This is a genomic window from Enterobacter sp. MGH119 (assembly GCF_001037675.1).
Classification (GTDB): Bacteria; Pseudomonadota; Gammaproteobacteria; order Enterobacterales; family Enterobacteriaceae; genus Enterobacter; species Enterobacter hormaechei_C.
In genome coordinates this window covers 2,235,230-2,261,291 of the sequence record NZ_KQ089929.1, presented here as the reverse complement: position 1 = coordinate 2,261,291, position 26,062 = coordinate 2,235,230, and the positions used below count along the sequence as shown (strand labels likewise).

The window sequence follows — 26,062 nt, the reverse complement described above, 5'->3', positions numbered from 1 at the left end:
TATGTTGAACACAGCAACAGCCATAACAACAAGAAGGAAGCACAATGTTTAAGTCTTTTTTCCCAAAGCCGGGGCCCTTTTTCCTGTCGGCATTTATTTGGGCACTGCTGGCTGTCATTTTCTGGCAGGCCGGTGGCGGCGCGTGGCTGACCCGTCTTACGGGGGCAACGGGCGATATTCCCATTAGCGCAGCGCGCTTCTGGTCCATGAGCTATCTGCTTTTCTACGCTTATTACGTGCTCTGCGTAGGGCTTTTTGCCATGTTCTGGTTTGTCTATTCTCCTCACCGCTGGCAATACTGGTCGATTCTCGGCACGTCGTTAATCATCTTTGTCACCTGGTTCCTGGTTGAGGTGGGCGTAGCGGTCAACGCCTGGTATGCGCCGTTTTACGATCTGATCCAGACGGCGCTGAGTTCGCCGCATAAAGTGACCATTAACCAGTTCTACCATGAGGTGGGGATCTTCCTCGGCATCGCCCTCATCGCCGTGGTGATCGGCGTGATGAATAACTTTTTCGTCAGCCACTATGTGTTCCGCTGGCGTACCGCGATGAACGAACACTATATGGCGCACTGGCAGCACCTGCGACATATCGAAGGTGCCGCACAGCGTGTGCAGGAAGACACCATGCGTTTTGCCTCTACTCTGGAAGATATGGGCGTGAGCTTTATCAACGCCATCATGACGCTGATCGCCTTCCTGCCGGTGCTGGTGACGCTCTCGTCGCACGTTCCGGAGCTGCCGATTGTCGGCCATCTGCCCTACGGCCTGGTGATTGCCGCGATTGTCTGGTCGCTGATGGGAACGGGGCTGCTGGCGGTGGTAGGGATCAAGTTGCCGGGGCTGGAGTTTAAAAACCAGCGCGTGGAAGCGGCCTACCGTAAAGAGCTGGTGTATGGTGAAGACGATGCCAACCGTGCGTCACCGCCTACCGTGCGTGAGCTGTTTGGCGCCGTACGTCGTAACTACTTCCGCCTCTATTTCCATTACATGTATTTCAATATCGCGCGCATTCTTTATCTTCAGGTTGATAACGTTTTCGGGTTGTTCCTGCTGTTCCCGTCCATCGTTGCGGGTACGATTACGCTCGGTCTGATGACCCAAATCACCAACGTCTTTGGTCAGGTTCGCGGTTCGTTCCAGTATCTGATTAGCTCCTGGACTACGCTTGTGGAGCTGATGTCCATCTACAAACGTTTACGCAGTTTCGAGCGTGAGCTGGACGATAAGGACGTGCAGGAAGTCACCCATACATTAGGTTAAAAAGGAATTGCTATGCCATTTGCCGTACCACGTGCATTACCTCTGACGTTACTCGCCGCTTTCGTGCTGGCGGGCTGTGCCGAAAAAGGGGCTGCCCCGCTCAAAGAAGGGGAGAAGCCTGTGGATGTGGCGAGCGTGGTGCGGCAGAAGATGCCCGCCAGCGTGAAGGATCGCAGTGAGTGGGCTGATGCGCTGGCAACGACCTTCAAAAGCCAGAAGATCGCGCCTACCGAAGAGAATATCTGCTCGGTGCTCGCGGTGGCGCAGCAGGAATCGATGTATCAGTCAGATCCTGTTGTGCCTGGCCTGAACAAAATCGCCTGGAAAGAGATCGACCGCCGGGCCGAATCGATGCATATCCCGGTTTTCCTGGTACATACCGCCCTTAAAATCACCTCGCCAAACGGTAAAAGCTATAGCGAACGGCTGGATACGGTGAAAACCGAGAAGCAGCTTAGCGCCATTTTCGATGATTTCATCAATATGGTGCCGATGGGGCAGAAGCTGTTTGGATCGCTGAATCCGGTGCATACCGGCGGTCCGATGCAGGTGAGTATCGCATTTGCGGAAAAGCATACCGACGGCTATCCGTGGGATATCGATGGTACGGTGCGTCAGGAGGTCTTCTCCCTGCGCGGTGGGCTGTGGTTTGGGACGTATCACCTGCTGAATTATCCGGCCAACTACGATAAACCGCTGTATCGCTTTGCCGACTTTAATGCGGGCTGGTATGCCAGCCGAAATGCAGCCTTCCAGAATGCGGTAAGCCGCGCCAGCGGTGTGAAGCTCGCTTTGGATGGCGATCTCATTGCATACGGCAGCAGTGAGGCTGGGACCACCGAACGTGCGGTGCAAAAACTCTCGACGAAGCTGGAGATGAGCAACAACGACATTCGCCGACAGCTGGAGAAGGGCGACAGCCTGGCGTTTGAGAAAACGGATCTCTATAAGCAGGTCTTTGCGCTGGCCGAGAAGAAAAGTGGAAAGGCATTACCCAGAGCCATTCTGCCAGGGATTCAGCTGGAAAGCCCGAAGATCACGCGTAACCTGACGACCGCCTGGTTCGCGAAACGCGTGGACGATCGTCGGGCACGCTGTATGGGACTGTAATCAGTGGCGATTGCGCCAGCGCAGGACGAGGGCAATCACGCCCAGAACCATGCTGCCCGCGAGGAAGGGAATGAGTCCAAATACGGTGCTCACGCCTAAACCGATTTCAACGCGTGGGCGGCCTGTATCCTGCACCTGCATCAGATGCTCATACACGCCAGGAGCATGCACCAGCATATTCAGCAGTTGGGTTCCTGCCCAGAAACAAAACAGAACAAACAGGGCATAGGCAATATTCCCCGCCGTGGAGGTTTTTGGTTGTTTTCCGCCAAAAATCGGTTTCGACAATGTAAAGTCTGCCATAAGACCTCCCGAAAATATCACTCTGTTTTAATACGCGTCGTACAGGGTGAGTGTGACAGGTCATAGCATTTGTCAATATCAGAATCGTGGGAAATTCGGTTCAGGATTTCTCCTGGATTGTCGAATTCTGCATCACGTCACAAATTGATAACATAAGTGAAACTGCGCTGCTTTTCAGAATTTACGTATCCGCCACAGACGCCTTTATCAAACTGTGAGAGGATAGTTTTTTTTCTGCCGGAGTTGTCATGAAGCTCACTTCCAAACTACGCCGTGACTGGCATTACTACGCCTTTGCGATCGGGCTGATCTTTATTCTCAACGGTGTTGTCGGGCTGCTGGGATTTGAAGCGAAAGGCTGGCAAACCTATGCGGTTGGGCTGGTGACCTGGGTAATCAGTTTCTGGCTGGCGGGATTCATTATCCGCCGTCGCCCCGATGAGACGACGACGGCAGAGAAAACCGACTAACCGTTAGTTAACAGAGCTTTTCAGGGCGCTGTCAGCGGCGTGACGCTCCAGCGCCAGTTCAATCAGGCGGGTGATCAGTTCCGGATAGCTTATCCCGCTGGCATGCCACAGTTTCGGGTACATGCTGATATTGGTAAAGCCCGGCAGGGTGTTGATTTCGTTAATCACCACCTCGTTATCCGGCGTCAGAAACACGTCGACGCGCGCCATCCCACAGCATCCCAGCGCCTGATAGGCTTCAACGGCGATCGCGCGGATCTTGTCGTTAACGTCAGGATCGAGCGCGGCGGGGACCACAACCTGGGCACCTTTGTCGTCAATATATTTGGTGTCGTAGGAATAGAAGTCGCTGTTCAGCACTACTTCACCGCAGGTACTCGCCTGCGGGAAGTCGTTGCCCAGTACGGCGCACTCAATTTCGCGTCCGTTAATTCCCTGCTCAACCACCACCTTATGGTCAAACTCAAAGGCCAGACGAACGGCTTCGTTAAACTGCGCTTCGCTGGTGACTTTGCTGACGCCAACGGACGAGCCCTGATTTGCTGGTTTCACAAATAGCGGCAGGCCGAGTTGCGCCTGGATCTGCGCGAAGCTATGTTTATCGCGGTTGGCACGAGTAAGCGTCACGAACGGCGCAATATTCAGACCGGCGTCGCGCAGGAGACGTTTTGTGACGTCTTTATCCATGCAGGCGGCAGAGCCCAGCACATCGGAACCGACAAACGGCAGGTTCGCCATCCGCAGCATGCCTTGCAGGGAGCCATCTTCGCCCAGCGTGCCGTGAACGATAGGAAACACCACGTCAATCTGTGCCAGCGCCTGCGCGTTCCCGGCATCGATAAGCTGTCCCTGTACCACGCCTGGAACCGTTGCGACGCTGATATCAGAAGGATTAAGGGCGATGTGCGCCGGATCGTCAGCGTGTAACAGATACTGGCTGGCATCGTTAACATGCCACTGGCCCTGTTTATCTATGCCCAGCAGCACCACGTCAAAACGGCTTTTATCAATCGCATCAACGATATTTTTAGCCGATTGCAATGACACCTCGTGCTCTGCCGATTTTCCCCCAAAGACAATACCTACGCGCTGCTTTGCCATCTCACTCTCTTCCAGTCTGACGAAAAGCCAATAACATACCACGATGCCCGGCGGGTTTCGCGGCCTTCTGCCATAATGTTTTGAGGGATGCTGAAGGGGGGCGCGTGAAAGGAAAAGGTCTGTTTATTCTTATTGTTATTGCCGGGATCGTCACGGTGGGCTACCGCTGGTTGCCGTCGCAGTACAACCCTTTCGTGCCGCTTACGCTTGACGATCCGCCCGGAAAAATAACCCAGTTTAAACTTCGGCGTTTAACCCCCCAGGCGTGCGAAAGCCTGTTAACGCAGGCGAACCAACGTCGGCTTATCCGTACCCAGGCGGTCGCTGACAGCGCCGGGGAGTGTCCACTGAGTAACGTGGTGCGCGTACGTGATTTTGGCCCGGTCAGTCTGAACAGCAGCTTTCTTGCCAGTTGCCCGCTGGCGTTAAGTTCGGCGCTGTTTGTCAGCCAGCAGGCCCGGCCGCTCACCAAAACCTGGACGGGAAGCGAGCTTGCGCGTATTGAACATCTGGGCAGCTTTGCCTGCCGCAATATCTACAGCCGCCCGGATGCGCGGCGCAGCGAACATGCCACGGCGGATGCGCTGGATATCAGCGCTTTCAGGCTGGCAAACGGACAGCGTGTTACCGTTCTAAACGGCTGGAAAGCGGAAAAGACGCAGCCCTGGCTACAGGCGCTGCTCTCGGCAAGCTGTGGTTATTACGGTAACGGTCTGGGACCGGACTATAATGCCGCCCATGCCAACCATTTCCATCTGGGAATGCGCGGATATGGATTATGTCGATGAAGCATAATCTTCCGCCGAAATTTGGATGAATTGTGACTTATTTCACAAATATGATGACTGGGAAGATAAAACACCAAAGTCTGCAAGGCCGCATCTCTGGCGCTATGTCATTGCGCGTAACTTGCTAATCTGTCGGCGAATTCGCCTAAAAATGAAGACTATTTCTGTTATGGAATCCTGGAAAGTTAACCTCATTTCAGTCTGGTTCGGCTGCTTCTTCACCGGACTGGCTATCAGCCAGATATTGCCCTTCCTGCCGCTGTATGTGTCGCAGCTGGGGGTCACTTCCCATGAAGCGCTCTCCATGTGGTCCGGCCTGACGTTCAGCGTGACGTTTCTGGTCTCCGCCATTGTGTCGCCGATGTGGGGTAGCCTGGCAGATCGCAAGGGGCGCAAGTTGATGCTGCTCCGCGCCTCGCTGGGGATGGCGATAGCCATTTTGCTCCAGGCCTTCGCCACCAACGTCTGGCAGCTGTTTATTCTGCGGGCGATAATGGGGCTGACCTCTGGGTACATTCCGAATGCCATGGCGCTGGTGGCCTCACAGGTACCGCGTGAGCGAAGCGGCTGGGCGCTCAGCACGCTTTCCACCGCCCAGATCAGCGGGGTCATTGGCGGCCCGCTGCTCGGCGGCTTCCTGGCGGACCATGTCGGGCTGCGTGCGGTCTTTATCATTACTGCGATCCTGCTGACGATCAGCTTTCTGGTCACCCTTTTTCTGATTAAAGAGGGCGGGCGGCCTGTTGTCAGCAAATCCGAACGCCTGAGCGGAAAAGCGGTTTTCGCCTCGCTGCCTTATCCTGGCCTGATGATTAGCCTCTTTGTGACGACGATGGTGATCCAGCTTTGTAACGGCTCGGTGGGGCCGATTCTGGCGCTGTTTATCAAGTCGATGGCGCCGGACAGCAGCAACATTGCGTTTCTGAGCGGGATGATTGCCGCCGTGCCGGGCGTGTCGGCGCTGATGTCTGCTCCGCGCCTGGGGAAACTGGGCGACAGGATCGGTACGGCACGTATTCTGATGGCAACGCTCATCATTGCGGTGATCCTTTTCTTTGCCATGTCATTCGTCACCACACCTCTTCAGTTGGGCATCCTGCGCTTCCTGCTTGGCTTCGCGGATGGCGCCATGCTGCCCGCTGTTCAGACGCTGCTGGTGAAATATTCCAGTGACCAGGTAACCGGCCGCATTTTTGGCTACAACCAGTCGTTCATGTATTTAGGCAACGTAGCGGGTCCGCTTATTGGCGCCTCGGTCTCGGCGATGGCGGGTTTCCGCTGGGTATTTGCCGCGACGGCGGTGGTGGTACTGCTGAATATTATTCAACTGGCCTTTGCCTTACGCCGTCGCAGGCGAATCGCTGAGGCAAAGTCGGCCCGGTAAACACGATAATATATTATTTATTCTTATGAACGCCGCATTTTTATATAACGAAATGCGGCGCCTTTCTTTTAGAAAAACGTTTCGCTTTCTCCACGAAATATCTTTTTTGGCAGCGATGTCACTTTTGCATAAGATAAAGCCAATCCATGCTTTTCATTATTCAGTGAGGGTGTTAATTTCAGGGGAAATCACATAAGGAAATAGCACCATGAAAAATCTCATTGCTGAGTTGTTGGTTAAGCTTGCCCAAAAGGAAGAAGAGTCGAAAGAGCTGGTTGCCCAGGTCGAGGCGCTGGAAATCGTTGTGACGGCGCTGCTGCGACAGATGGCAAAACCAGAGCAGGAGGCGTTGATCGACAACGTTGAAGGCGCGCTGGAAAAAGCTCGCCCTGATTCACAGGTTCCCGCAGAGGATGCGGAGCTGCTTCAGCAATACGTAAAAAAGCTTTTGAGGCATCCTCGCAGTTAACCGGCCAGAGGTGAAATGACATGTCACAGAATTGTCATGCAGGATGCCTGGCGTCGCTCTGTTTTTATTTTTACACATTTTTCAGGGTAAATTAAATTGAGACAGAGCACAGTTTTCACCGCATAATTTCTGCTATTAATTACCGCCTCCCTGCCGGCGAAACCGGATAATGATCATTGTGCCGCTACAGGGCTGAAATAACCGCGGAGCCCGGCGAAAATCAGGTGCGCAGGGTGGTTTTTTTTCCGTAACGAACCAGACTTAACGTGGAACTTCACATAAAGGATGGTGCAATGAAAACAACAATACTGATTACCCTGCTCTCTGGCCTGTGTCTGATGGCATCAGCACATGCGGAAGAGAAAACGTTGACGCCCCAGCAGCAACGCATGACGACCTGTAACCAACAGGCGACATCGCAAAGCCTGAAAGGGGATGCCCGTAAAACGTACATGAGCGACTGCCTAAAAAATGGTGCGACAAAACCCGGTGAAAAAAGCCTGACCCCGCAGCAGCAAAAAATGCGCGAGTGCAATGCCCAGGCGACACAGCAGATGCTGAAAGGCGACGATCGCAGCAAGTTCATGAGCGCGTGCCTGAAAAAACAGGCGTAGTGCTAACGGGTGAGTCACGGCTGTGGCTCACCCAAAATTTCATACTTTCCCCGCTATCCCCCTCTCTATAATTTGGGAAAATGTTTCAGAATATTCCCAAAGATGATGAATGATGAGTTTTATGACAGTCACGAGAACATTCGGGAAGCGTGGCACCAGCAGCTTTCTCAGGATGATTCATACCGTTCCGGTCTGCGATTTGCCCGGCGAATACGGCTGGCACGCATCGTTGGTCTGGCGGCGCTATTTGTTCCGCTTGCCAGCGTTCTGGTGAGCCAGTTTCTTTCCGGCGTCTGGTGGTTATTGCTGGTGGGCTGGGTCTTTGTCTGGCCCCATCTGGCCTGGCAGCTGGCTTTTCGTTCGGCTGAACCCCACAGAAGTGAAATTGTTAATCTGAAAATCGATGCCATTCTTGCCGGTGTCTGGATGGGGCTAACAGGGTTCAATGCGCTACCAACGGCGGCGCTGATCATGATGATCGGCATGAATATGATGGGATCGGGGGGATGTCGCTTATTTCTGACAGGACTGGCGCTGCTTGCCCTGTCTGCTCTGCTCACCGTGCAATCCACGGGTACTCCTGTGCTATTGACCTCTGAACCGCTGGCGTTGTGGCTGACGCTCCCCGTGCTGGTGGTCTACCCCATGCTGTTTGCATGGCTCAGCCACCGCACGGCGATCCGGCTGGCAGAGCATAAGCGTCGGCTTGAGCTGATGAGTACCCGCGACGGAATGACCGGCGTGTTCAATCGCCGTCACTGGGAAACGCTGCTGCGTTACGAATTTGAGGCCTGCCGTCGCAGCCATCGACAGGCGACGATACTGCTCATTGATATCGATCACTTCAAGACGATCAACGACACCTGGGGGCATGACGTGGGAGATGAAGCGATTGTTGCCATTACGCGCCAGCTTCAGCTGACTCTGCGCTCAGGCGATTATATTGGCCGCTTTGGTGGGGATGAGTTCGCGGTGATCATGTCCGGCACGCCTGCCGACAGCGCGATTGCAGCGATGTCGCGCGTCCATGAACGGCTGGTCAACATGCCGCTGCACGGAGCACCAACGGCGAGGTTGTGTATCAGCGTTGGGGTTGCCCCCTGGGGAGCGCAGTTCACCCACTATCGTGAATGGCTAAAGGCGGCGGACGTGGCCCTCTATAAAGCCAAAAATGCCGGACGGGGCCGCACCGAAGTGGCCGCCTGACGCCCGGCGTAGCGCATCAGGACTTACTGAGCTTCTCTGATTTTTCCATGCATTTTTCCATCGCCTCGATCACGGCGGAGCGGAATCCGCGATCTTCCAGCACGCGCACGGCTTCAATGGTTGTGCCCCCCGGCGAGCACACCATATCTTTCAATTCGCCCGGATGCTTACCCGTTTCCAGCACCATTTTGGCCGAGCCCATCACCGCCTGCGCTGCAAATTTGTAGGCCTGCGCGCGCGGCATTCCGCCCAATACGGCGGCATCGGCCATGGCTTCGATAAACATAAATACATACGCCGGGGCAGAGCCGCTCACGCCGACCACCGGGTGGATCATCGGTTCGGCAATCACTTCCGCTTCGCCGAAGCAGCGGAAGATATTCAGTACATCTGCCACGTCTTCAGATGTGACCAGCGCGTTCGGGGTAACGGAGGTCATACCGGCATTCACCAGCGACGGGGTGTTTGGCATGGCGCGAACAATCTTACGGTCGTGACCCAGCGCGCGGGCGAGCTGATCGAGGGTCACGCCTGCGGCAATCGACACCACCAGGGTCTCTTTGTTAAGGCTGGAGGTGATCTCGCTCAGGACTTTAATCATGATATTCGGCTTAACGGCGCCAAAGACAATATCCGCCACCTGAGCCACTTCCTGCGCGCTTTCGGCAGCGTTGACACCATACTCATCACGCAGCGCCGCGACTTTATCCGGGGATGGGGTATAGACCCAAATCTGCCCCGGCAGCACCTGCCCACTGGCAATCAGTCCGCCGAGGATAGCTTTGCCCATGTTTCCGCAGCCGATAAACCCGATTTTCTTATCCATCACGTCTCTCCGTTATTATGCGTTGTTATCTCTCATTGATAGCTTAACAACGAAATGCAGGCGACAATAGTCGCCAGAATCATAATGGGGAGAGACGATGGCGATTTGGGTTGATGCGGACGCGTGTCCGAATGTGATTAAAGAGATTTTATTTCGTGCTGCCGAGCGCGTGCAGATGCCGCTAACGCTGGTGGCGAACCAGAATATCCGCGTGCCGCCCTCCAGATACATCCGATCTCTGCGCGTTCCGGCCGGGTTTGACGTGGCGGATAACGAGATAGTACGCCTGTGTGACGCAGGAGATCTGGTGATCACGGCGGATATCCCGCTGGCTGCCGACGTGCTGGCGAAGGGGGCCGCGGCGCTTAACCCGCGCGGCGAGCGGTACTCTCCGGCAACGATCCGGGAGAAGCTCACCATGCGTGATTTTATGGATACGTTGCGTTCCAGCGGCGTGCAAACCGGTGGGCCGGACAGCCTGTCGCAGCGCGATCGCCAGCAGTTTGCCGCCGAGCTGGATAAATGGCTGCTGGAAGTGAAGCGCCGCCCGGCGTAGCCCACCTCCGGGCGGTTTTGTGGTACAGTGTGGCTTCCACAGGCTTGTCATTCCGTACCGCTTTGCAGTAAAGTTAGCGCAACATCTACTGCAATCATTTCTTTACAGCCTTCAGTTATCCGGCAGCAAGGGGAACACCTGGTTATGAACCCACCCATCTTTTTAGTTGGCCCTCGCGGCTGTGGGAAAACCACCGTTGGTCTGGAGCTGGCGCGTTTGTGCCAGAGTCAGTTTGTCGATACTGACCACTGGCTTCAGGAGAATGCGGGTAAGACTATCGCCGATATCGTTGAAGATGAGGGTTGGGAGAGCTTTCGTGCGCGTGAAACGGCCACGCTGGAAGCGGTGACCGCGCCGTCAACCGTGATTGCGACCGGTGGGGGCATTATCCTGGCGTCGTATAACCGCCAGTTTATGCGCGAAAAGGGTGTCGTGATCTACCTCTGTGCCCCGGTCTCTACGCTGGTGGGGCGGCTGGAGGCGTTTCCGGAAGAGGGGCAGCGCCCGGCGCTGACCGCGAAACCGCTGAGTGAAGAGGTCAGCGAGGTCCTCGCCGAACGCGATGCACTGTACCGCGAGGCGGCACACCACGTTGTGGATGCGTCGGCGTCACCCGAAAAAGTTGCGATTCAGATTATTACCGCCCTGCGTTTGGCTTGCGCCAGCTAACAGCCGTCTATACTCATAGCTCAGACATAAAAAAAGGATGAGCTATGCCAACCAGACCTCCCTATCCACGTGAAGCCCGCATCGTTACCGTTGAAAAAGGTAATGGTGATCAAACCGTAACCTGGTACCAGCTGCGTGCCGATCACCCTAAACCTGATTCGCTGATCAGCGAACATGAAACCGAACAGGAAGCGCTGGATGCGAAACGGCGCTATGAGGATCCTGAGAAGTCCTGACAGGAATCCGAATTCGTTACAACCGTGCCTGAATCACACTTTTAACTTATCGCTGATGTTAAGCAGCAGTTAATATTTAGTTATTACAGGTGGATTCGGAAAGGCCAGTCGATCTTTACACTACGGTGTTGAGATCCCCTGCTACGCTTGGTGCTGTTTTGTTGAATAAATGAACAGTGCAGCGTAGTGAGCCTGCACCTGTGTGGCAGTTGTGGTAGTAACGGAAGGCGATCAAAATGAAGGCGACGTTGGCGATCCTCACGATTGGTGTGGTGCCTGTAAGCGAAGTATTACCGCTCTTAACCGAGCATGTCTCTGAACAACAAATTACGCATCTCAGTCTGTTAGGGAAGCTCAGTCGGGAAGAGGTCATGGAAGACTACGCGGTCGGAGAGGGGGAAGATCCCCTGGCAACGTTACTCAGTGACGGTAAACTGGCGCATGTGTCGCGCCAGAAAATCGAGCGCGCGCTACAGGGCGTGATCGAAGTGCTCGACAATCAGGACTATGACGTCATTTTGCTGATGAGCACGGCACCCGTTAAAGGACTCAGCGCGCGTAATGCCATTCTGCTCGAACCGATGCGGATTATCCCCCCGCTGGTGGCCTCTATTGTTGATGGTCATCAGGTTGGGGTCATCGTTCCCGTTGAGGAACTGCTGGATAACCAGACGGTGAAGTGGGCTGCGCTGGAGCACACCCCGCTGTACGCGCTGGCTAACCCGTTCTGGGACAGCGAAGCGAAGCTGATTGCGGCCGGGCAGGAATTGATCGACAGAGGGGCGGATGTCCTGATGCTCGACTGCCTGGGCTTCCATCAGCGGCATCGTGATTTATTGCAAAAGGCGCTGGATGTTCCGGTGCTGCTCTCTAACGTCCTGATGGCGCGTCTGGCGTCAGAATTACTGGTGTAATGATTTTGCGTGACAGGTCATGAGCATGGCCCCTATAGTGGATTTTTCTCTATAAATATAAGGGCCAGTTCATGCTTCAAAGTAACGAATACTTTTCCGGTAAAGTGAAATCCATTGGTTTTACCAGCAGCAGCACTGGCCGCGCCAGTGTCGGCGTAATGGCGGAAGGGGAATACACCTTTGGCACCGCAGAAGCGGAAGAGATGACGGTGGTCAGCGGCGCGCTGAACGTCCTGCTGCCGGGTGAAACGGAGTGGAAAGTATATAGTGCCGGGCAGGTCTTCAACGTGCCGGGCCACAGCGAGTTCCATTTACAGGTTGCAGAGCCAACCTCTTATCTGTGCCGCTATCTGAAATAAAAGCATGCCGGGTGGCGCATTCGCTTACCCGGCCTACGTTTTGCCTGTCAGCGCTGCGCTTCGCCGCCGAGACCTTCCACCAGGTTCTGAATCAGCGCCGCCAGCTCGCCGGTCATCAGGATAAAGTCTGCGTCAAAGCGCTGAGCATAATCTTCGCGGTCGATATCTTCGTTCTGATCGCGCAGTTCATCGCAGAATTTCAGGCGCTTCACGGATCCATCATCACACATCACAAACTGAATGCGCTGCTGCCAGTCGAGTGCCAGTTTGGTCACCACTTTGCCCGCTTCAATGTGCACGGCGATTTCGTCGCTCACCAGTTCCTGTTTCTTCGCGCGGATCACGCCGCCATCTTCCAGCAACGCTTTCAGCTCTGCTTCATCAAGGATCTGGAAGCCCTGCGCGGCAGTCCCGCTGCGCACCCACTCGGTCAGGGTCAGCTCAATCGGCGTTTCCAGCGCCAGCGGTACCACCGGTAATGAGCCAAGGCTCTTACGCAGCAGCGCCAGCGTATCTTCGGCTTTTTTGGCGCTGGCGCAGTCCACCATAATCAGCCCGTTAACGGTGTCGATCCACATCATGGTCTGGCTAAAGCGGCTAAAGGCGCGCGGCAGCAGCGAGTGCAGCACTTCATCCTTCAGCGAATCTTTTTCGGTTTTTTTAAGCTTACGGCCCTGTTCAGCTTCCAGCTTGAAGATCTTCGCTTCGAGTGCCTGCTTAACCACGGGCGTCGGCAGGATCTTCTCTTCTTTGCGGGCGCAAACGATGATTTGCCCCGTGCTGCTGGCGTGGGTCAGCGCATCGCTTTGAGAACCCATTGGCGGAACCCAGCCGGTTTTTGCCATATCCTGGCTACCGCAAGGGGTAAAGGAGTAAGCGGCTAACTGTTTTTCCATCTCTTCTGCACGCAGCGAAACGTCGCGGCTGAGACGGTAAACCATCAAATTTTTGAACCACAGCATGATAATTTCCACGGCCTTGTCGTTAAATCAGCGGGCATGATAACGAATTGTCGCATCGCTTGCATTGCTAATCGGGAAGCGGGCTTCTACTCTGTTGATAATCAAAATAATGAGGAGTGTCTTGTGCGTATTGGGATTGATTTGGGCGGCACCAAAACAGAAGTCATTGCGTTGAGCGAGCAGGGGGAGCAACTGTTTCGCCACCGTCTGCCTACGCCGCGCGATGATTATCACCAGACCATAGAGACGATTGCCCGCCTGGTCGATATGGCAGAGCAGGCAACGGGCGAGACGGGCACAGTCGGGATGGGGATCCCTGGCTCCATTTCGCCGTATACCGGCGTGGTGAAAAACGCCAACTCCACCTGGCTCAACGGTCAGCCGTTTGATAAAGACTTAAGTCAACGCCTGAACCGGGAAGTGCGTCTGGCGAATGACGCAAACTGCCTGGCGGTGTCTGAGGCCGTGGATGGCGCAGCGGCTGGCGCGCAGACCGTATTTGCCGTAATTATCGGCACCGGCTGCGGGGCGGGCGTGGCCTTCGGAGGGCGCTCGCATATTGGCGGCAACGGCACCGCGGGCGAGTGGGGGCACAACCCGCTGCCGTGGATGGATGAAGATGAACTCAAATACCGCGCCGAAGTGCCGTGCTACTGTGGCAAGCAGGGCTGTATAGAGACCTTTATCTCCGGTACGGGGTTTGCCACCGATTATCATCGTCTGAGCGGCCAGCCGCTGAAAGGTAACGAGATTATGCGTCTGGTTGAGGAGCAGGATCCGGTGGCTGAACTGGCGCTCAGCCGCTACGAAATGCGGCTGGCTAAGTCACTGGCGCATGTGATCAATATCCTCGATCCGGACGTGATTGTGCTGGGCGGCGGCATGAGCAACGTCGACCGACTTTACGCCACGGTGCCAACGCTGGTGAAACAGTGGGTATTTGGCGGCGAGTGCGAAACGCCGATCCGCAAAGCCGTCCACGGTGACTCCAGCGGCGTGCGAGGCGCGGCGTGGCTGTGGCCGGAATAAACGCAAAACGGCAACTTGCGTTGCCGTTTATGATGTTTGTACCCTCTCCCACAGGGAGAGGGTCAGGGTGAGGGCATCAGACCGCACCGTCCCCCATTCAATTCACCGCAAACTCCCTGTCCAGCCTGCTATACCCCAGCCCGTTGATCTTCTTCACCTTGATCTGCACCGGAATACGCTCTTTCATCGCCTCAACGTGGCTGATCACGCCGATGGTTTTCCCGGTGGCGTTCAGTGCGTCGAGCGCATCCAGCGCGGTGTCCAGCGTTTCACTGTCGAGCGTGCCGAACCCTTCATCCAGGAACAGCGAATCAATGCGCGTTTTGTGACTGACCAGATCGGAAAGCGCTAAAGCCAGCGCCAGACTGACCAGGAAACTCTCCCCGCCGGAAAGGGTACGGGTATCGCGTATCGCATCGGCCTGCCAGGTATCGACCACTTCCAGCTCCAGCGCGTCGCTGGCTTTACGCTGAAGCAGATAGCGGCCATGCAGACGGTTGAGCTGCTGGTTGGCAAGCCACACCAGATTATCCAGCGTTAGCCCCTGGGCGAATTTACGGAATTTATCGCCGGTGCTGGAGCCTATCAGCGCATTGAGATAGCCCCAGTCGTCGGCCTGACGCGCCGCCTCCTCAATCTGCTGCATAAGCGCCTGCTGGTGCAGACGGTTATCGGCGTCCTGTTTGAGCTGCTGGCGGATCTCCCCCTGATGCGTGGTGTTGTCCCGAAGCTGTTGCGCCAGCTGATGTAACTGCGCCTGAAGCGTTGCGGCATCGGTTTCCAGCCCCTCGGGGCGCTGTGCCTGATGCGCCTGAAGCTGCTGGCTTGCCTGCACCGAAAGCGCCGTGGTCTGCTGGAGCTGGTTTTCCAGCGTCTGCTTTTGCTGTTCAAGCTGGCGGATCGACGCTTCATCCAGCAGGGCGGAGAGAAATGCCTCCCGATCGGCAAAGCAGCTCGCGGTCAGCGCGGCGTTGAACTGAGCCTGTGATTGCTGGAGCCGTTCACGCTCAAGCGTCTCCTGCTGCTGGAGGGTGGTGAGCTGGCTTTGCAGCGACACGCATTCGTCGTGGATGCCGCGCCAGTTCTCAGGTATAACCGCGTCGGCTTCTGTATCATCGGTAACCGGCAGCGTCTCCAGGATTGGCATCAGGGCGTTAATACGTTCCTGAATCGTACCGTGCTGGGCCTGTTTTTCCTGCCACAGGGTATATTCGCTTTCGCGCGCGCTCAGCCAGGCGCTTTCGGCCCCTTCATCGGGCACGCTAAGCGACAGCGACTCTAGCGAGGCCGCCAGCGCCTGACGCGTCGCCGTCAGCTGCTGCTGGTACTGGCGCGCCTGACCTTCCTGTTCAATGAGCTGGTTTTGCAGCGTCAGACGCTGGCTGAGCTGATACAGCTGGCGTTCATACTGCTCCTGTGCGCTCATCCAGAGTGCTATATCATCCTGAATATTCAGCGCTATGTTCAGGGAGGTGCAGACCTCCAGCCACTCTTTAGTGAGTGCTTGCTCTTCCTGAGAGAGAGCCTGTGCTTCCTCAGTCTCGCGCTGGATCTGTTGGGTCAGCGCATTCACCTGCCCGAGTACCAGCAATCCTTCCTCTTTTAGCGCAGCAACCTCTTTCTCCAGCGCGTCGCGGCGGCGCTGATTGTCAGTCAGTTCAAGCGCCTGATACTGCACAACTGCCGGGTGTTCGCGTGAACCGCAGAGCGGGCAAGGCTTACCCGCTTCCAGCTGAGCACGATAATTCTCAAGATCCTTGATTGTCGCCTCACGCTCACAGAGCGCTTTCAGGTCGGCATAGTGCTGATTTTTTTCTTTGAACTGCTGACGCCGCAGGATCAGCGTTTCATTGAGCTTACCCTGCTCAGCCTGCGCTTTCTGCACGCTTTCCGCATTCTGGCGCAGTCGTTTTTGCAGCGGCTGATAGCGAGCGTGAAGTGCAGTCAGACGCTGGCGGAGCGCCCGCGATTGTGCCTGTTGCTCCATTGCCGTCGCGAGATCCTCAGCCGTCAGCGTCAGCGTACTCTCCGGCAGCTCAGCCAGCTTCTGACGAAGCTCAGCCATGCGCACTGCCTGGGCAACAAGCTGATTTTTATCGCGATTCAGCTGCGTAAAATGCGCCCGCCAGCCGGCAATTTCCTGTCCCCACTGACGGAAACGATCGTGTTCGGTTAGCCACTGCGTCAGCGCCGTGTGCTCTGTCTGCAACTGTTCACGGTTGCGCTGCGCACCGTTGCGGATACGCGCGCGCTGTGCCGCTCTGTCGAGTAAGCGAGTATTTACTTCGACAATTCGCTCTGCGGTTTGCGACAGGCGGGCGGTCTGCTCCTGCTGGTGCTGCCATAGCGGACGTAGCTGGGCGGCGGGCTGCGCCAGCTGGAGCTTAGCCAGTTGCGGCGCGGCGTCCGTCAGAGCCTGTTGCGCCTGATGCTGCGAAGCGGCTGCGCGCTGCTGCTCACGTATCAGTTCGTCGTTACGCGTAAGCCACTGAAAATCTTTCTGTTGGCTCTGCTGCTGTGCCAGCAGGATTTTCTCTTCGTCAGTAAGTGCCTGCAAACTTTGCTGCAAGTGCTGCTGCTGTTCCTCGCTCAACAGCACAACCCCTGCGGCCTGCGCTTCGCACATCTCCAGCGCGTTACGTGCCGCTTTGTGTTTTTCAAAAACCATGGCGGAAATCTGGCCGTAAATTTCCGTGCCGGTCAGTTCCTCCAGCAGCTCAGCGCGATCGCTCGGTTTAGCATTCAGGAAGGCGGCAAACTGCCCCTGCGAGAGCAACATCGAGCGGGTAAAGCGACCATAGTCCAGCCCGGTGAGTGCGGCGGTTTGTTCCAGCTTATCCGTGACTTTGTCGGCCAGAATTTTGCCGTCTTCGCAGCGGGCCAGCTCTACGCGCGGTGCCTGTAAGTTCCCGTCCGGCTGGTTGCGGGCGCGGTTCTGGCTCCAGAAAGCGCGATAAGCAACGCCTTTGACCTCAAATTCCACTTCCGCCAGGCATTCAGCGGTATCGCGCGTCATCAGGTCGTTTTGCGCCTGAGAGACCTTATTAAGACGCGGAGTTTCGTGGTACAGCGCCAGGCAGATGGCATCCAGCAGCGTGGTTTTACCCGCGCCGGTTGCGCCGGTGATGGCAAACAGCCCGTTGCTGGCGAACGGCTCCGCGGTGAAATCAATTTTCCACTCACCCTTTAGCGAATTCAGATTTTTCAGACGCAGGCTCAGAATTTTCATGCGTTTTCGTCCTCGTCATGGAGGGAGTGCAGGGTCTGGGCAAACAGCTCGTTAAGCCTGGTGCGTCTGGCCTCGTCCACCTCTTCATGCGCAAGCCGCCGCGCGAACACCTCTTCAACCCGAAGTTCGCTAAGCGTTTCACGCTGGGCGTTGAGCAGTATTTTCTCGCGCTGCTCGCGGCTGCGGCGTACCAGCAGTACTTCCACGGGAAGGTCTTCCGTCAGCGTCTGAATTTTACGCTGCATATCGTACAGGTAGTCGTCGGTGGTGATTTCGATATCGAGCCAGACGGGGGGATTAAGCGCTGCGCCGCGCCACTGCTCAAGCTGAGCGGTAATGGCGGCCAGATCGCCTTTCAGCACCGCCAGCGGCTGGGTGACCGGCACCTCAAGCGTCTCAACGGCGCTGAGTTTGCCCCCGGTGAAGCTCACCAGATGGACGGATTTGGCTTTGCCCGTTTCGTCAAAACTGAGCGAAATGGGCGAGCCGCAGTAGCGGATATGCTCGCAGCCGCCGATGATCTGCGCCCGGTGAATATGCCCGAGGGCAATGTAGTCGGCGGGGGGGAAGTTTTGCGCCGGAAACGCGTCCAGCGTACCGATATAGATCTCGCGCACCGCATCACTCTTACTGGCTCCGACGGTGGTGAGGTGTCCGGTGGCAATGATCGGAATGGCCTGATCGCCGCGCAGGGCGCAGGCTTCCGTATGCTGCTGGTGATAATAGCGGGTGATGGCCTGCAACAGATGCTGCTGTTTTTCGCTGCCGGACAGACCCGCCTGGCTTTGCACGATATCTCGCGGGCGTAAAAACGGGATTGGGCACAGCACCGCGCCCGGCGTGCCGTCGCGTTTTTTCAGGATCTGCGGCGCGTGCCCGGCGCTGGCCACCACGGTGGTATTGAGGAACGCCAGAATATCGCGGGATTCATTCAGCGTCGCCACCGAGTCATGATTTCCGGCGACAATCACCAGGTGACAACCGGTTTGCTGGAGGTTGACCACAAAACGGTTGTATAGCTCACGCGCATAGCTCGGCGGCGATCCGGTATCAAAAATGTCGCCCGCCACAATAATCGCGTCCACCTCGTGAGCCTGAGCCGTCTCCAGCAGCCAGTTCAGGAACGCTTCATGTTCCGCGGCGCGGCTTTTGCTGTAAAAATTTTGACCCAGGTGCCAGTCTGAGGTGTGAAGTATGCGCATAAAAGATCCGTGGCAATAATAAGAAAGCAGGATTATAAACGTTCGGGGAACGGAAAATAACCGCTGTAATAAAACAACAGTTTGCTATTTATCGTGGTAATGTTTTTCATAAATCTGTCATAAATCTGACGCATAATGACGCCGCATTACAGACTTGTAACTTAAATACGATAAGACAGGGCAAAGTATGGCGAGACGTATTCTGGTCGTAGAAGATGAAGCTCCGATCCGTGAAATGGTGTGCTTCGTGCTTGAACAAAATGGCTTCCAGCCGGTTGAAGCGGAAGATTATGACAGCGCGGTGAACCAGCTGAATGAACCCTGGCCCGATCTGATCCTGCTGGACTGGATGCTGCCTGGCGGTTCCGGATTGCAGTTTATCAAGCATATCAAACGCGAGGCGATGACCCGTGATATCCCGGTGGTGATGCTGACGGCGCGCGGCGAGGAAGAGGATCGCGTGCGCGGTCTGGAAACCGGCGCGGACGATTACATCACCAAACCGTTCTCCCCGAAAGAGCTGGTGGCGCGTATCAAAGCCGTGATGCGCCGTATTTCACCGATGGCGGTGGAAGAGGTGATTGAGATGCAGGGGCTGAGCCTGGATCCTACCTCACACCGGGTCATGACCGGTGAAAATCCCCTCGATATGGGACCGACCGAATTTAAACTCCTGCACTTCTTTATGACCCACCCGGAGCGCGTTTACAGCCGCGAACAGTTGCTGAATAACGTCTGGGGAACTAACGTCTATGTCGAAGACCGAACGGTTGACGTCCATATTCGCCGCCTGCGTAAAGCACTGGAACTGAGCGGCCACGATCGCATGGTACAGACGGTCCGCGGCACGGGTTATCGCTTCTCGACCCGTTTCTGAACAATGACAGGAGTGTGACGCGTGCTGGAACGTCTGTCATGGAAAAGGCTCGTCTTTGAACTGATCTTATGCTGTATTCCGGCCCTCATTCTGGGGGCTATCTTTGGCTATCTGCCGTGGTTTTTACTGGTGGCCGTGACGGGATTGCTCGTCTGGCATTTCTGGAATTTACTGCGTCTTTCCTGGTGGCTGTGGGTCGACAGAAGTATGACACCCCCGCCGGGAAGCGGGAGCTGGGAACCGCTACTCTACGGCCTGCACCAGATGCAGATGCGTAACAAAAAGCGCCGTCGTGAGCTGGGAAGCCTGATCAAACGCTTTCGTAGCGGTGCGGAGTCGCTGCCGGACGCGGTGATCCTGACGACGGAAGAAGGGACAATCTTCTGGTGTAATGGCCTCGCGCAACAGCTGCTGGGCCTGCGCTGGCCGGATGATAATGGTCAGAACATCCTGAACCTTCTGCGTTATCCCGAGTTCACGCTGTATCTGAAAAAGCGGGATTTTTCGCGCCCGCACAATCTGAAGCTCAATAACGGTCGCCATCTGGAGATCCGCGTGATGCCCTACAGCGATCGGCAGTGGCTGATGGTGGCGAGGGACGTTACCCAGATGCACCAGCTTGAGGGCGCGAGACGTAACTTCTTTGCCAACGTCAGCCACGAGCTGCGTACGCCGTTAACGGTGCTTCAGGGCTACCTGGAGATGATGCAGGAGCAAACGCTTGAGGGGGCGCCGCGTGAGAAAGCGCTGCATACCATGAGGGAGCAGACGTTCCGCATGGAAGGGCTGGTCAAACAGCTGCTGACGCTTTCAAAAATTGAGGCAGCCCCGTCGCTGGCGCTAAATGACATCATTGATGTGCCGATGATGTTGCGGGTGGTGGAGCGCGAAGCCCAAACGCTGAGCCATAATCAACACACCCTGAGTTTTGATGTTGATAACACGCTGAAAGTGCTCGGCAGTGAAGATGAGCTGCGAAGCGCTATCTCAAACCTGGTCTATAACGCCGTGAATCATACCCCGAAAGGGACGCATATCGCGGTGCGCTGGCAGCATACTCCGGCAGGGGCTGAGTTTAGCGTCGAGGACAACGGGCCGGGGATTGGGCCTGAACACCTCCCGCGTCTCACCGAACGGTTCTACCGGGTGGATAAGGCGCGCTCGCGGCAGACCGGCGGAAGCGGACTGGGGCTGGCAATTGTGAAGCATGCCGTCAGCCACCACGAAAGCCGGCTCAATATCGAAAGCACCCTCGGTAAGGGCACGCGCTTTAGCTTCGTGATTCCGGAACGATTAATTGCCAAAAAAAGCGCCTGACAGCGTGTGTGTCAGGCTACCTTTCCACGGGCCAGCGATTGCTGGCCCGTTTGCTTTGCAGTCAAGCGAAACGCGGATGAATATTATACGGCTGGTGCTTTTTTGTTCGCATGATTAGCCATGAGTTTTTCTTATACATGGCATATTATGTTGGTCTGGATTTTCATGCTGGCATATTGTTCTGGTTTTACGATCCCTTCTTGCCTTTAAACGTTATAAGCGTTTAAATTGCCCCCCATATACTGTCAGACCGACTGTATTTGCGTGGTAAATCGAAAAACTATTCTTCGCCACGCCAGGACGGGAGCATATCCCGCTGAAATTGAGCAAATTTTCCGCTGTATCGTCCCATCAGGGATGGCGAAAATCTCAACGTATTCAACACCACATCCACAGGCAGTAAGGTTTTATGACCCATCACTTGAAATCGCGTGACATTATCGCGCTGGGCTTTATGACATTTGCGCTGTTCGTTGGCGCAGGTAACATCATTTTTCCTCCAATGGTTGGCTTACAGGCGGGTGAACACGTCTGGACGGCTGCGTTTGGCTTCCTGCTTACTGCCGTGGGCCTGCCGGTACTGACCGTTATCGCGCTGGCGAAAGTCGGTGGCGGTGTGGACAGCCTCAGCACCCCGATTGGCAAAGTGGCTGGCGTTCTGCTGGCAACCGTCTGCTATCTGGCCGTTGGCCCGCTGTTCGCGACCCCGCGCACGGCGACCGTCTCCTTTGAAGTGGGTATCGCCCCGCTGACCGGTGACGGCGCGATGCCACTGTTTATTTACAGCCTCATTTACTTCGCCATCGTGATTCTGGTTTCTCTCTATCCCGGCAAACTGCTGGATACCGTGGGTAACTTCCTGGCACCGCTGAAAATTGTGGCGCTGATTGTGCTGGCGGTTGCGGCCATTGTCTGGCCTGCGGGGCCCATCAGCTCCGCGATGGACGCCTACCAGAACGCGGCGTTCTCAAACGGTTTCGTGAACGGCTATCTGACGATGGATACGCTTGGCGCGATGGTGTTTGGTATTGTTATCGTTAACGCCGCGCGTTCCCGTGGGGTGACCGAAGCGCGCCTGCTGACTCGTTACACTATCTGGGCTGGCCTGATGGCCGGTGTCGGCCTGACGCTGCTGTATCTGGCGCTGTTCCGTCTGGGTTCAGATAGCGCAACGCTGGTCGATCAGAGCGCAAACGGCGCGGCGATCCTGCATGCTTACGTGCAGCACACCTTTGGTGGTGCAGGCAGTATGCTGCTGGCGGCGCTGATTTTCCTGGCCTGTCTGGTGACGGCAGTGGGTCTGACCTGCGCCTGCGCGGAGTTCTTCGCTCAGTATCTGCCGCTCTCTTACCGCACGCTGGTGTTTATCCTCGGCATCTTCTCCATGGCGGTGTCAAACCTCGGTCTGAGCCACCTGATCCAGGTGTCAATTCCGGTGCTGACGGCTATCTATCCGCCATGTATCGTGCTGGTGGTGCTGAGCTTCACCCGCCCGTGGTGGCATAACTCGACGCGAATTATTGCGCCGGCCATGTTTATCAGCCTGATTTTTGGTATCCTTGACGGGATCAAAGCATCAGCATTTGCAGAAATCCTGCCAGCCTGGACACAGCGTCTGCCGCTGTCCGAGCAGGGCCTGGCCTGGCTGATGCCTTCCGTTGTAGCGCTGGTTCTTGCGATTATCTGGGACCGTGCGGCCGGGCGTCAGGTGACATCCAACGCCCATTAATCAACGGCAACAAATTGTTTAACCACGGGGCTTAAGGCCCCGTGGTTTTTTGTTTTTTTCGTGTTGAATGGCAAGATTTTAATGGAAAGCACTAACAAACTTAAACGTGGATTGAGCACCCGCCACATCCGCTTTATGGCGCTGGGCTCGGCTATCGGCACCGGTCTTTTTTATGGCTCGGCAGATGCCATCAAAATGGCCGGTCCAAGCGTTCTGCTGGCCTACATCATCGGCGGTGCCGCGGCCTATATCATCATGCGTGCGCTGGGGGAGATGTCGGTTCACAACCCGTCTGCCAGCTCGTTTTCACGCTATGCACAAGAGAACTTAGGCCCGCTGGCCGGGTTTATCACCGGCTGGACTTATTGCTTTGAAATCCTGATTGTCGCCATTGCCGATGTGACGGCGTTTGGCATCTATATGGGGGTCTGGTTCCCTGCCGTGCCGCACTGGATCTGGGTGCTGAGCGTGGTGCTGATTATCTGCGCCGTTAACCTGATGAGCGTGAAGGTGTTTGGCGAGCTGGAGTTCTGGTTCTCCTTCTTCAAGGTCGCGACCATTATCATCATGATCCTCGCCGGTTTCGGCATCATCATCTGGGGTATCGGCAACGGTGGGCAGCCAACCGGCATCCATAACCTGTGGAGCAACGGCGGCTTCTTTAGCAACGGCTGGCTCGGGATGGTCATGTCGCTCCAGATGGTCATGTTCGCCTATGGCGGAATCGAGATTATCGGCATCACCGCCGGGGAAGCGAAAGATCCGGAGAAGTCTATTCCGCGCGCCATCAACTCGGTGCCGATGCGTATCCTGGTGTTCTACGTGGGCACGCTGTTTGTGATTATGTCCATCTACCCGTGGAACCAGGTGGGCACCAACGGCAGCCCGTTTGTCCTGACTTTCCAGCATATGGGCATTGCGTTTGCCGCCAGCATTCTCAACTTTGTGGTGCTGACCGCCTCGCTGTCGGCCATCAACAGTGACGTGTTCGGCGTGGGCCGTATGCTGCACGGCATGGCGGAGCAGGGCAGTGCGCCGAAGGTGTTTGCCAAAACGTCGCGTCGCGGCACCCCGTGGGTAACGGTGCTGGTCATGACCGTGGCGCTGCTGTTCTCGGTCTACCTGAACTACATCATGCCGGAGAACGTCTTCCTGGTGATTGCGTCACTGGCGACCTTCGCCACCGTGTGGGTATGGATCATGATCCTGCTGTCGCAGATTGCGTTCCGTCGCCGCCTGTCGCCAGAAGAGGCCAAAGCGCTGAAGTTTAAAGTGCCGGGCGGCGTGCCAACGACCATTGTCGGTCTGATCTTCCTGGTCTTCATCATTGGCCTGATTGGTTATCACCCGGATACCCGTATTTCCCTGTACGTGGGCTTCGCGTGGATCGTCCTGCTGCTGGTGGGCTGGATGTTTAAATGTCGCCGCGATCGTCAGCTGGCGGAAGCACAGTAACATTCTTTTCCCCTCTCCCCGTGGGAGAGGGTTAGGGTGAGGGCATCAGGCTGCACTGATGCCTCCTCCCCCGTCCTCCTCCCCCAATAAATCCCATCATGGTGAGCTATCCTTAATCACCCTGTGGCAAGGTGACGTCAATTTCATCAAAGGGGATTCGTGATGTTAAACGCCTGGCACCTTCCGGTTGCCCCATTTGTTAACCAAAACAAAGACAACCTTGTGATTACGCTCTGGCTGGCAGGGGACAATCAGCCTGAACGTGTGACCCTGCGCGCCGAAGTGGATAACGAAGAAACGTCGTTGAAAATGCACAAAGTGCGCAGCCAGCCGCAGCCGGGCGTCACGGCGTGGCGGGCAAATATCGATTTGCGCAGCGGGCAACCGCGTCGCCGCTACGGCTTCAAGCTGCTGTGGAACAACCGCCAGCTGTGGTTTACCCCGCAGGGTTTCAGCCGTTTCCCTCCGGCCAGGCTGGAGCAGTTTGCCGTGGATCACCCGGATAACGGCCCGCAGTGGGTTAACGATCAGGTCTTTTACCAGATTTTCCCGGACCGCTTTGCGCGCAGTGAAAAGCGCACCGTCGATCAGGACAAGGTTTATTACCATCATGCGGTCGGTCACGACATCATTCTGAAAAAATGGGACGAGCCGCTGACCGCCCAGGCGGGGGGATCGACCTTTTACGGCGGCGATCTCGACGGTATCAGCGAAAAACTGCCGTACCTGAAAAAGCTCGGCGTGACGGCGCTGTACCTGAACCCGGTGTTTAAAGCGCCAAGCGTGCACAAATACGATACGCAGGACTACCGCCACGTTGACGAGCAGTTTGGCGGTGACGAAGCGCTGCTGCGGCTGCGGCACAACACGCAAAAAGAGGGTATGCGCCTGATCCTTGATGGCGTGTTCAATCACAGCGGTGATTCTCATGCGTGGTTTGACCGTCACAATCAGTCGATGGGCGGCGCATGCCATAATCCGGACTCACCGCAGCGTGACTGGTACAGTTTTGACGAGAATGGCCGCGCCCTGGACTGGCTGGGCTACCCGAGCCTGCCGAAGCTCGATTTCCAGTCGCCATCGCTGGTGAATGAGATCTACGGCGGCGACGACAGCATCGTGCGCCACTGGCTGAAAGCGCCGTGGAACATGGACGGCTGGCGGCTGGACGTGGTGCATATGCTGGGTGAAGCAGGCGGGGCGCGGAATAACCTTCAGCATGTCGCCGGCATTACTCGGTCGGCAAAAGCGGCCCGGTCGGAAGCATTCGTCTTCGGGGAGCACTTTGGCGACGCGCGTCAGTGGTTGCAGGCTGATGCAGAAGACGCGGCGATGAACTATCGCGGCTTCACCTTCCCGCTGTGGGGTTTCCTCGCTAACACCGATATCTCTTACGATCCGCAGCATATTGACGCCGAAACCTGCATGGCGTGGATGGAAAACTATCGCGCTGGCCTGTCGCATCAGCAGCAGCTGCGGATGTTTAACCAGCTCGACAGCCACGATACCGCACGCTTTAAATCGTTGCTGGGTAAGGATGTGGCGCGTCTGCCGCTGGCGGTGACCTGGCTCTTTACCTGGCCGGGCGTACCCTGCATCTACTATGGCGATGAAGTCGGGCTGGACGGCAACAACGATCCGTTCTGCCGTAAAACCTTCCCGTGGGAGCCTGAAAAGCAGGATCAGGATCTGTTCAGCCTCTACCAGCGCATGGCGACGCTGCGCAAGCAGAGCCAGGCCCTGCGATATGGGGGCTGTCAGGTGATGTACGCCCACGATAACGTGGTGGTGTTTGTCCGCGTCTATAACCAGCAGCGCGTGCTGGTGGCGATCAACCGGGGCGAGGCGTGTGAAGTCGTGCTGGAAGATTCACCGCTGTTGGCTGGTAAAATGTGGAAGAGCAAAGAGGGTAAAGCGACGTTCCAGGGGAGCGTGCTCACGCTGCCAGCGATCTCCGCTGCGGTCTGGTTCGGCAGCTAAGCGCAGGCAGAA

The 26,062-nt window shown here is 56.2% G+C and carries 25 protein-coding genes; 19 read left to right on the top strand and 6 right to left on the bottom strand.

The window, feature by feature from the left end:
* The first annotated feature begins 44 nt into the window (after nucleotides 1-44).
* Both sbmA and SK53_RS10825 read left to right on the top strand, forming a co-directional pair.
* Entirely contained in the window at nucleotides 45-1,265 is a 1,221-nt protein-coding gene (gene sbmA, locus SK53_RS10830) for a peptide antibiotic transporter SbmA (RefSeq protein ID WP_003859162.1), read from the top strand.
* A 12-nt stretch (nucleotides 1,266-1,277) separates the two neighbouring features.
* Nucleotides 1,278-2,375 (top strand): DUF1615 domain-containing protein, encoded by a 1,098-nt coding sequence (locus SK53_RS10825; protein ID WP_048209288.1) that lies wholly within the window; start codon nucleotides 1,278-1,280, stop codon nucleotides 2,373-2,375.
* Here SK53_RS10825 and SK53_RS10820 read toward each other — a convergent pair whose 3' ends face one another.
* The gene (locus SK53_RS10820; RefSeq protein ID WP_003859159.1) at nucleotides 2,376-2,678 is read right to left on the bottom strand and encodes a DUF2755 family protein; all 303 of its coding nucleotides are present in this window, start codon (nucleotides 2,676-2,678) and stop codon (nucleotides 2,376-2,378) included. It abuts the gene before it with no gap.
* A gap of 248 nt (nucleotides 2,679-2,926) precedes the next feature.
* Here SK53_RS10820 and SK53_RS10815 point away from each other — a divergent pair, with 248 nt between their 5' ends.
* A complete protein-coding gene (locus SK53_RS10815) occupies nucleotides 2,927-3,148 on the top strand; it encodes a DUF2754 domain-containing protein (RefSeq protein WP_003859157.1) in 222 nt (73 codons plus the stop codon).
* A gap of 3 nt (nucleotides 3,149-3,151) precedes the next feature.
* Here SK53_RS10815 and ddlA read toward each other — a convergent pair whose 3' ends face one another.
* Entirely contained in the window at nucleotides 3,152-4,249 is a 1,098-nt protein-coding gene (gene ddlA, locus SK53_RS10810; protein WP_045344169.1) for a D-alanine--D-alanine ligase, read from the bottom strand.
* 104 nt (nucleotides 4,250-4,353) lie between these two features.
* Here ddlA and SK53_RS10805 point away from each other — a divergent pair, with 104 nt between their 5' ends.
* From SK53_RS10805 to adrA, 5 genes are all read left to right on the top strand, one after another.
* Nucleotides 4,354-5,037 (top strand): extensin-like domain-containing protein, encoded by a 684-nt coding sequence (locus SK53_RS10805; protein ID WP_003859154.1) that lies wholly within the window; start codon nucleotides 4,354-4,356, stop codon nucleotides 5,035-5,037.
* Between the two features lie 169 nt (nucleotides 5,038-5,206).
* Entirely contained in the window at nucleotides 5,207-6,421 is a 1,215-nt protein-coding gene (locus SK53_RS10800; RefSeq protein WP_015571317.1) for a multidrug efflux MFS transporter, read from the top strand.
* Nucleotides 6,422-6,629: 208 nt separating this feature from the next.
* Nucleotides 6,630-6,890 carry an anti-adapter protein IraP gene (iraP, locus tag SK53_RS10795; protein WP_003859148.1) on the top strand — a complete coding sequence of 87 codons (261 nt, stop codon included), beginning with the start codon at nucleotides 6,630-6,632 and terminating at the stop codon, nucleotides 6,888-6,890.
* Nucleotides 6,891-7,183: 293 nt separating this feature from the next.
* Nucleotides 7,184-7,504, top strand: coding sequence for a phosphate starvation-inducible protein PsiF (gene psiF, locus SK53_RS10790; protein ID WP_022650447.1), 321 nt, complete (start codon nucleotides 7,184-7,186; stop codon nucleotides 7,502-7,504).
* Between the two features lie 102 nt (nucleotides 7,505-7,606).
* Nucleotides 7,607-8,710, top strand: a complete 1,104-nt coding sequence (adrA, locus tag SK53_RS10785; protein WP_023324219.1) for a diguanylate cyclase AdrA — start codon at nucleotides 7,607-7,609, stop codon at nucleotides 8,708-8,710.
* Nucleotides 8,711-8,726: 16 nt separating this feature from the next.
* Here the strand turns inward: adrA and proC are convergent, their stop codons facing one another.
* On the bottom strand, nucleotides 8,727-9,536 hold the full coding sequence (gene proC / locus SK53_RS10780) for a pyrroline-5-carboxylate reductase (RefSeq protein WP_022650449.1): 810 nt from the start codon (nucleotides 9,534-9,536) through the stop codon (nucleotides 8,727-8,729).
* Nucleotides 9,537-9,633: 97 nt separating this feature from the next.
* On the opposite strand from proC, the gene SK53_RS10775 reads away from it, so the two are divergent.
* The 5 genes from SK53_RS10775 to ppnP all read left to right on the top strand — a co-directional run bounded on the left by SK53_RS10775 (nucleotide 9,634) and on the right by ppnP (nucleotide 12,270).
* Nucleotides 9,634-10,092: a YaiI/YqxD family protein gene (locus tag SK53_RS10775; protein ID WP_003859141.1), complete on the top strand. Its 459-nt coding sequence runs from the start codon at nucleotides 9,634-9,636 to the stop codon at nucleotides 10,090-10,092.
* 144 nt (nucleotides 10,093-10,236) lie between these two features.
* Nucleotides 10,237-10,761 (top strand): shikimate kinase AroL, encoded by a 525-nt coding sequence (aroL, locus tag SK53_RS10770; protein WP_023315502.1) that lies wholly within the window; start codon nucleotides 10,237-10,239, stop codon nucleotides 10,759-10,761.
* A 44-nt stretch (nucleotides 10,762-10,805) separates the two neighbouring features.
* Nucleotides 10,806-10,997: a protein YaiA gene (gene yaiA, locus SK53_RS10765; protein ID WP_003859135.1), complete on the top strand. Its 192-nt coding sequence runs from the start codon at nucleotides 10,806-10,808 to the stop codon at nucleotides 10,995-10,997.
* 236 nt (nucleotides 10,998-11,233) lie between these two features.
* Nucleotides 11,234-11,911 carry an AroM family protein gene (locus SK53_RS10760; RefSeq protein WP_003859133.1) on the top strand — a complete coding sequence of 226 codons (678 nt, stop codon included), beginning with the start codon at nucleotides 11,234-11,236 and terminating at the stop codon, nucleotides 11,909-11,911.
* 71 nt (nucleotides 11,912-11,982) lie between these two features.
* Entirely contained in the window at nucleotides 11,983-12,270 is a 288-nt protein-coding gene (gene ppnP / locus SK53_RS10755) for a pyrimidine/purine nucleoside phosphorylase (protein WP_003859131.1), read from the top strand.
* A 47-nt stretch (nucleotides 12,271-12,317) separates the two neighbouring features.
* Here the strand turns inward: ppnP and rdgC are convergent, their stop codons facing one another.
* Nucleotides 12,318-13,232: a recombination-associated protein RdgC gene (rdgC, locus tag SK53_RS10750; protein ID WP_003859129.1), complete on the bottom strand. Its 915-nt coding sequence runs from the start codon at nucleotides 13,230-13,232 to the stop codon at nucleotides 12,318-12,320.
* A gap of 123 nt (nucleotides 13,233-13,355) precedes the next feature.
* On the opposite strand from rdgC, the gene mak reads away from it, so the two are divergent.
* The gene (gene mak / locus SK53_RS10745) at nucleotides 13,356-14,261 is read left to right on the top strand and encodes a fructokinase (protein ID WP_003859127.1); all 906 of its coding nucleotides are present in this window, start codon (nucleotides 13,356-13,358) and stop codon (nucleotides 14,259-14,261) included.
* Between the two features lie 97 nt (nucleotides 14,262-14,358).
* On the opposite strand, the gene sbcC is transcribed toward mak, so the two are convergent.
* Together sbcC and sbcD are read right to left on the bottom strand one after the other, a co-directional pair.
* Complete coding sequence (gene sbcC, locus SK53_RS10740) at nucleotides 14,359-17,490, bottom strand: exonuclease subunit SbcC (RefSeq protein WP_048209286.1); 3,132 nt, start codon at nucleotides 17,488-17,490, stop codon at nucleotides 14,359-14,361.
* Nucleotides 17,487-18,692 (bottom strand): exonuclease subunit SbcD, encoded by a 1,206-nt coding sequence (gene sbcD, locus SK53_RS10735; protein ID WP_017694432.1) that lies wholly within the window; start codon nucleotides 18,690-18,692, stop codon nucleotides 17,487-17,489. Before sbcD ends, sbcC begins: the two co-directional genes overlap by 4 nt.
* A gap of 187 nt (nucleotides 18,693-18,879) precedes the next feature.
* On the opposite strand from sbcD, the gene phoB reads away from it, so the two are divergent.
* The 5 genes from phoB to malZ all read left to right on the top strand — a co-directional run bounded on the left by phoB (nucleotide 18,880) and on the right by malZ (nucleotide 26,050).
* Nucleotides 18,880-19,569, top strand: a complete 690-nt coding sequence (gene phoB / locus SK53_RS10730) for a phosphate response regulator transcription factor PhoB (RefSeq protein WP_003859122.1) — start codon at nucleotides 18,880-18,882, stop codon at nucleotides 19,567-19,569.
* Between the two features lie 21 nt (nucleotides 19,570-19,590).
* Entirely contained in the window at nucleotides 19,591-20,886 is a 1,296-nt protein-coding gene (gene phoR, locus SK53_RS10725; protein ID WP_023315505.1) for a phosphate regulon sensor histidine kinase PhoR, read from the top strand.
* 409 nt (nucleotides 20,887-21,295) lie between these two features.
* Entirely contained in the window at nucleotides 21,296-22,615 is a 1,320-nt protein-coding gene (brnQ, locus tag SK53_RS10720) for a branched-chain amino acid transporter carrier protein BrnQ (RefSeq protein WP_003859118.1), read from the top strand.
* Between the two features lie 81 nt (nucleotides 22,616-22,696).
* Nucleotides 22,697-24,070 carry a proline-specific permease ProY gene (gene proY / locus SK53_RS10715; protein WP_003859117.1) on the top strand — a complete coding sequence of 458 codons (1,374 nt, stop codon included), beginning with the start codon at nucleotides 22,697-22,699 and terminating at the stop codon, nucleotides 24,068-24,070.
* A 162-nt stretch (nucleotides 24,071-24,232) separates the two neighbouring features.
* A complete protein-coding gene (malZ, locus tag SK53_RS10710; RefSeq protein WP_048209285.1) occupies nucleotides 24,233-26,050 on the top strand; it encodes a maltodextrin glucosidase in 1,818 nt (605 codons plus the stop codon).
* Nucleotides 26,051-26,062: the final 12 nt, after the last annotated feature.

Excerpts from the sequence above, each read along its gene's own strand:
- ddlA (WP_045344169.1), bottom strand. The coding sequence starts at position 4,249 with ATGGCAAAGCAGCGCGTAGGTATTGTCTTTGGGGGAAAATCGGCAGAG.
- malZ (WP_048209285.1), top strand. The coding sequence starts at position 24,233 with ATGTTAAACGCCTGGCACCTTCCGGTTGCCCCATTTGTTAACCAAAAC.
- proY (WP_003859117.1), top strand. The coding sequence starts at position 22,697 with ATGGAAAGCACTAACAAACTTAAACGTGGATTGAGCACCCGCCACATC.
- proC (WP_022650449.1), bottom strand. The coding sequence starts at position 9,536 with ATGGATAAGAAAATCGGGTTTATCGGCTGCGGAAACATGGGCAAAGCT.
- aroL (WP_023315502.1), top strand. The coding sequence starts at position 10,237 with ATGAACCCACCCATCTTTTTAGTTGGCCCTCGCGGCTGTGGGAAAACC.
- yaiA (WP_003859135.1), top strand. The coding sequence starts at position 10,806 with ATGCCAACCAGACCTCCCTATCCACGTGAAGCCCGCATCGTTACCGTT.
- sbcC (WP_048209286.1), bottom strand. The coding sequence starts at position 17,490 with ATGAAAATTCTGAGCCTGCGTCTGAAAAATCTGAATTCGCTAAAGGGT.
- adrA (WP_023324219.1), top strand. The coding sequence starts at position 7,607 with ATGATGAATGATGAGTTTTATGACAGTCACGAGAACATTCGGGAAGCG.
- SK53_RS10800 (WP_015571317.1), top strand. The coding sequence starts at position 5,207 with ATGGAATCCTGGAAAGTTAACCTCATTTCAGTCTGGTTCGGCTGCTTC.
- SK53_RS10815 (WP_003859157.1), top strand. The coding sequence starts at position 2,927 with ATGAAGCTCACTTCCAAACTACGCCGTGACTGGCATTACTACGCCTTT.
- sbmA (WP_003859162.1), top strand. The coding sequence starts at position 45 with ATGTTTAAGTCTTTTTTCCCAAAGCCGGGGCCCTTTTTCCTGTCGGCA.
- SK53_RS10820 (WP_003859159.1), bottom strand. The coding sequence starts at position 2,678 with ATGGCAGACTTTACATTGTCGAAACCGATTTTTGGCGGAAAACAACCA.
- psiF (WP_022650447.1), top strand. The coding sequence starts at position 7,184 with ATGAAAACAACAATACTGATTACCCTGCTCTCTGGCCTGTGTCTGATG.
- SK53_RS10825 (WP_048209288.1), top strand. The coding sequence starts at position 1,278 with ATGCCATTTGCCGTACCACGTGCATTACCTCTGACGTTACTCGCCGCT.
- SK53_RS10775 (WP_003859141.1), top strand. The coding sequence starts at position 9,634 with ATGGCGATTTGGGTTGATGCGGACGCGTGTCCGAATGTGATTAAAGAG.
- SK53_RS10760 (WP_003859133.1), top strand. The coding sequence starts at position 11,234 with ATGAAGGCGACGTTGGCGATCCTCACGATTGGTGTGGTGCCTGTAAGC.
- sbcD (WP_017694432.1), bottom strand. The coding sequence starts at position 18,692 with ATGCGCATACTTCACACCTCAGACTGGCACCTGGGTCAAAATTTTTAC.
- rdgC (WP_003859129.1), bottom strand. The coding sequence starts at position 13,232 with ATGCTGTGGTTCAAAAATTTGATGGTTTACCGTCTCAGCCGCGACGTT.
- brnQ (WP_003859118.1), top strand. The coding sequence starts at position 21,296 with ATGACCCATCACTTGAAATCGCGTGACATTATCGCGCTGGGCTTTATG.
- phoB (WP_003859122.1), top strand. The coding sequence starts at position 18,880 with ATGGCGAGACGTATTCTGGTCGTAGAAGATGAAGCTCCGATCCGTGAA.
- iraP (WP_003859148.1), top strand. The coding sequence starts at position 6,630 with ATGAAAAATCTCATTGCTGAGTTGTTGGTTAAGCTTGCCCAAAAGGAA.
- ppnP (WP_003859131.1), top strand. The coding sequence starts at position 11,983 with ATGCTTCAAAGTAACGAATACTTTTCCGGTAAAGTGAAATCCATTGGT.